Source organism: Microbacterium sp. BF1, assembly GCF_019279095.1.
Lineage (GTDB): Bacteria > Actinomycetota > Actinomycetes > Actinomycetales > Microbacteriaceae > Microbacterium > Microbacterium maritypicum.
In genome coordinates this window covers 1-2,966 of record NZ_JAGYWT010000309.1, presented here as the reverse complement: position 1 = coordinate 2,966, position 2,966 = coordinate 1, and the positions used below count along the sequence as shown (strand labels likewise).

The window sequence follows — 2,966 nt, the reverse complement described above, 5'->3', positions numbered from 1 at the left end:
GGCACCGGCGGCGATGAACCACGGCCGCCGCGCCGCCCGCGAGGACGCGGGCTCGCGTTGTCTCTGGATCTCCATCAGGAGGAGCGCACGCGCCGCGGCGAGATTCTCCTCCTCGCCCTCGATCGCGGGCCTGGTCTGCTGAACCTTCTCAAATACGTCCAAGGGTCTCTCCCTTCTGCTGCAGCTGCTCGAATGCCTGAATCCTCCGGGCGGAGTCCAAGGCGCGATCGCACGGTTCCGACGGGAACCCCGAGTGCCGCCGCGACCTCGTCGTAGCTCATCCCCTGCCAGGCGTACAGCAGCAGTGTCTCGCGGTCCTTCGGCGCGAGGGCCGCGATACGCGCTTTCAGCGTCTCGACCTCGCGCTCGGCATCGACACGCGTCAAGGCATCCTCCAGACCTCCGAGCGATGAGTGCTCATGCTGAGAGATGGATGCCGCGAAGGACCTCCACTGCCTGGCTTCCACCGCGCGGTGCCGGCGGATAAGGCGCGAGGCGATGCCGAGAAGCCACGGACCCGCCGACTCGACGTCCGTGTCGAAGTCGGCGCGTCTGCGGAACGCGACGAGGAACGTCTCGCTCAAAACGTCCTCGGCCGCATGCCGACCTATCCGATATGTCGCGAACGCGTTGACCGCGCGCGCATGTCTGTCGAAGAGCTCGGCGAACGCCGCCGGCTGCTGGAGAGATCGCTGGATGATCTCGCTGTCTGTGGTCACGCTATGTATTGGCCGTGCGCCGTCGATCGGTTCACGCTTTCTTCGACGACATCGTGGAGGCGCCCAGATCGAGCCTCATCAATACCCGGGGGAACCCGTCGAGGACCGACCCCGTATCCGCCGCCTTCACGAAGCCTGCGCTCTCGAAAAGCGCGCGCGTACCTACGTAGGCCATGGTCGGGTTCACCTTCTCCCCACCGTTGTCGACCGGATACCCCTCGATGGCGGACGCACCGCGCTCCCTCGCGTACGCGACGGCGCCGTCGATCAATGCGAGGGAGATGCCCTGCTTGCGGTACCCCGGGCGCACGCGGAAGCACCACAGCGACCACACATCGAGATCATCGATGTGCGGGATCAGCCGATTTCGAGCGAAGCTCGTCTCCCGTCGGGGATGCACGGCGGCCCACCCGACCGGTGCGTCGTCGAGATACGCGACCACACCGGGCGGAGGGTCCTGACGGCACAGCTCGCGCACGCGGTCGGCGCGAGCGCTCCCCTTCAGCGCCACGTTCTCTTTGCTGCCGATGCGATAGCTGAGGCAGAAGCAGACATTCGATGACGGGTTCTTCGGTCCGACGAGCGTGGCGACGTCGTCGAACACCGTCGCCGGTCGAACCTCGATGCTCATGCGCCCAGTGTTGCGCACATCACGGACATCTGTCGGCGCAGCGCGGTCTACTCGCCTCGAAGCACATCCAATGCGTGGCGGAAGTCCCCGGGGTACGGGGATTCGAACTGCACCCAGTCCCCCGTCGTCGGGTGGGCGAAGGCGAGCTGGTGCGCGTGCAGCCATTGACGGGTGAGCCCCAGCCGCGCCGACATCGTCGGGTCGGCTCCGTAGAGCGGGTCGCCGACGCAGGGGTGACGGTGCGCCGCCATGTGCACGCGGATCTGGTGGGTGCGTCCTGTCTCGAGGTGGATCTCGAGCAGCGAAGCGCCGGGAAAAGCCTCCAGCGTCTCGTAGTGCGTGACCGAGGGTTTGCCTTCAGGGACCACCGCGAACTTCCAGGAGTGATTCGGGTGACGTCCGATGGGTGCATCGATCGTCCCCGCGAGCGGGTCGGGATGCCCCTGGACGACTGCGTGGTAGATCTTCTCGACGGTGCGGTCCTTGAAGGCCTGCTTCAAGACGGTGTACGCGTGCTCGGACTTCGCCACGACCATCAGACCGCTGGTGCCCACATCGAGTCGGTGCACGACACCCTGACGTTCCTGGGCACCGCTGGTCGCGACGCGGAAGCCTGCGGCGGCCAGAGCGCCGACGACCGTGGGACCTTCCCATCCGACTGAGGGATGGGCGGCGACGCCCGTCGGCTTGTCGACCACGATGATGTCGTCGTCGTCGTAGACGATGCCGAGTTCGGGCACCGCGATGGGAACGATCTTCGGCGCCTCCTTCGGCTGCCACTCGATGTCGAGCCAGCCGCCACCGCGTAGACGGTCCGACTTGTCGAGCGTCACGCCGTCGAGTCTGACTCCGCCGGCCGCGGCGACGTCAGCGGCGAAGGTGCGGGAGAACCCCATCAGCTTCGCCAGCGCCGCGTCGACGCGCGCACCGTCCAAACCGTCGGGGACGGGAAGCGACCGCGAATCCACGGTCAGCGCCCTTCGGGTGCGGGAGTCGCACCCTCCGAAGGCGCATCGTCATCGGACGCACGCAGCGTCACGGAATCGCCTGCGTCGACCATCTCGTCGTCGGTCTCGGTTCCCGTGACAGCGGCCGCGGCAGCCGCCTCGGCTTCTGCCTCGGTCTCCACGATCTCGTGATCGCGCTCCCGCGTGCCGTCGAAACGGAGGCCGAAGACGACCAGCAAAGCCACGGAGATCATGCCCGTGACGATGAAGATGTCGGCGACATTGAAGATCGCCGGCATCATCCACGGCATCGAGATCATGTCGACCACATGCCCCACCGGGAAGCCGGGCTCACGGAGGAGACGGTCGCTCAGATTGCCGAGCACCCCGCCCAGAAGACAGCCGAGGACGACCGCCCACAGCCGCGACTTGAGTCCGAACGCCTTCCAGACGATCACGCAGGCTACGACGGCGAGGGCGATCGTGAAGATCCAGGTGACCCCGGACCCGAGGGAGAACGCCGCTCCGGGATTGCGGACGTAGTACAGCTGAAGGAACTCCCCCAGGACCGGAACCGGCTCCTGATACGGAAGGTTCTCGATCGTGAGGTGCTTCACAAACTGATCGGCGGCCAGTACGAGCGCTGCGAGAATCGCAACGACCGCACCG

General features: G+C 66.5%; 4 protein-coding genes. All 4 read right to left on the bottom strand.

What is annotated here, in order from left to right:
- Window positions 1–74 precede the first annotated feature (74 nt).
- The gene (locus tag KZA10_RS11105; RefSeq protein WP_218682912.1) at window positions 75–719 is read right to left on the bottom strand and encodes an RNA polymerase sigma factor; all 645 of its coding nucleotides are present in this window, start codon (window positions 717–719) and stop codon (window positions 75–77) included.
- Between the two features lie 31 nt (window positions 720–750).
- On the bottom strand, window positions 751–1,350 hold the full coding sequence (locus KZA10_RS11100; protein WP_218682911.1) for a GNAT family N-acetyltransferase: 600 nt from the start codon (window positions 1,348–1,350) through the stop codon (window positions 751–753).
- Between the two features lie 47 nt (window positions 1,351–1,397).
- Complete coding sequence (locus tag KZA10_RS11095; protein WP_218682910.1) at window positions 1,398–2,318, bottom strand: RluA family pseudouridine synthase; 921 nt, start codon at window positions 2,316–2,318, stop codon at window positions 1,398–1,400.
- 2 nt (window positions 2,319–2,320) lie between these two features.
- The coding region (gene lspA, locus KZA10_RS11090) for a signal peptidase II (protein WP_256934739.1) at window positions 2,321–2,966 on the bottom strand (646 nt) is incomplete at its 5' end.

Excerpts from the sequence above, each read along its gene's own strand:
- KZA10_RS11100 (WP_218682911.1), bottom strand. The coding sequence starts at position 1,350 with ATGAGCATCGAGGTTCGACCGGCGACGGTGTTCGACGACGTCGCCACG.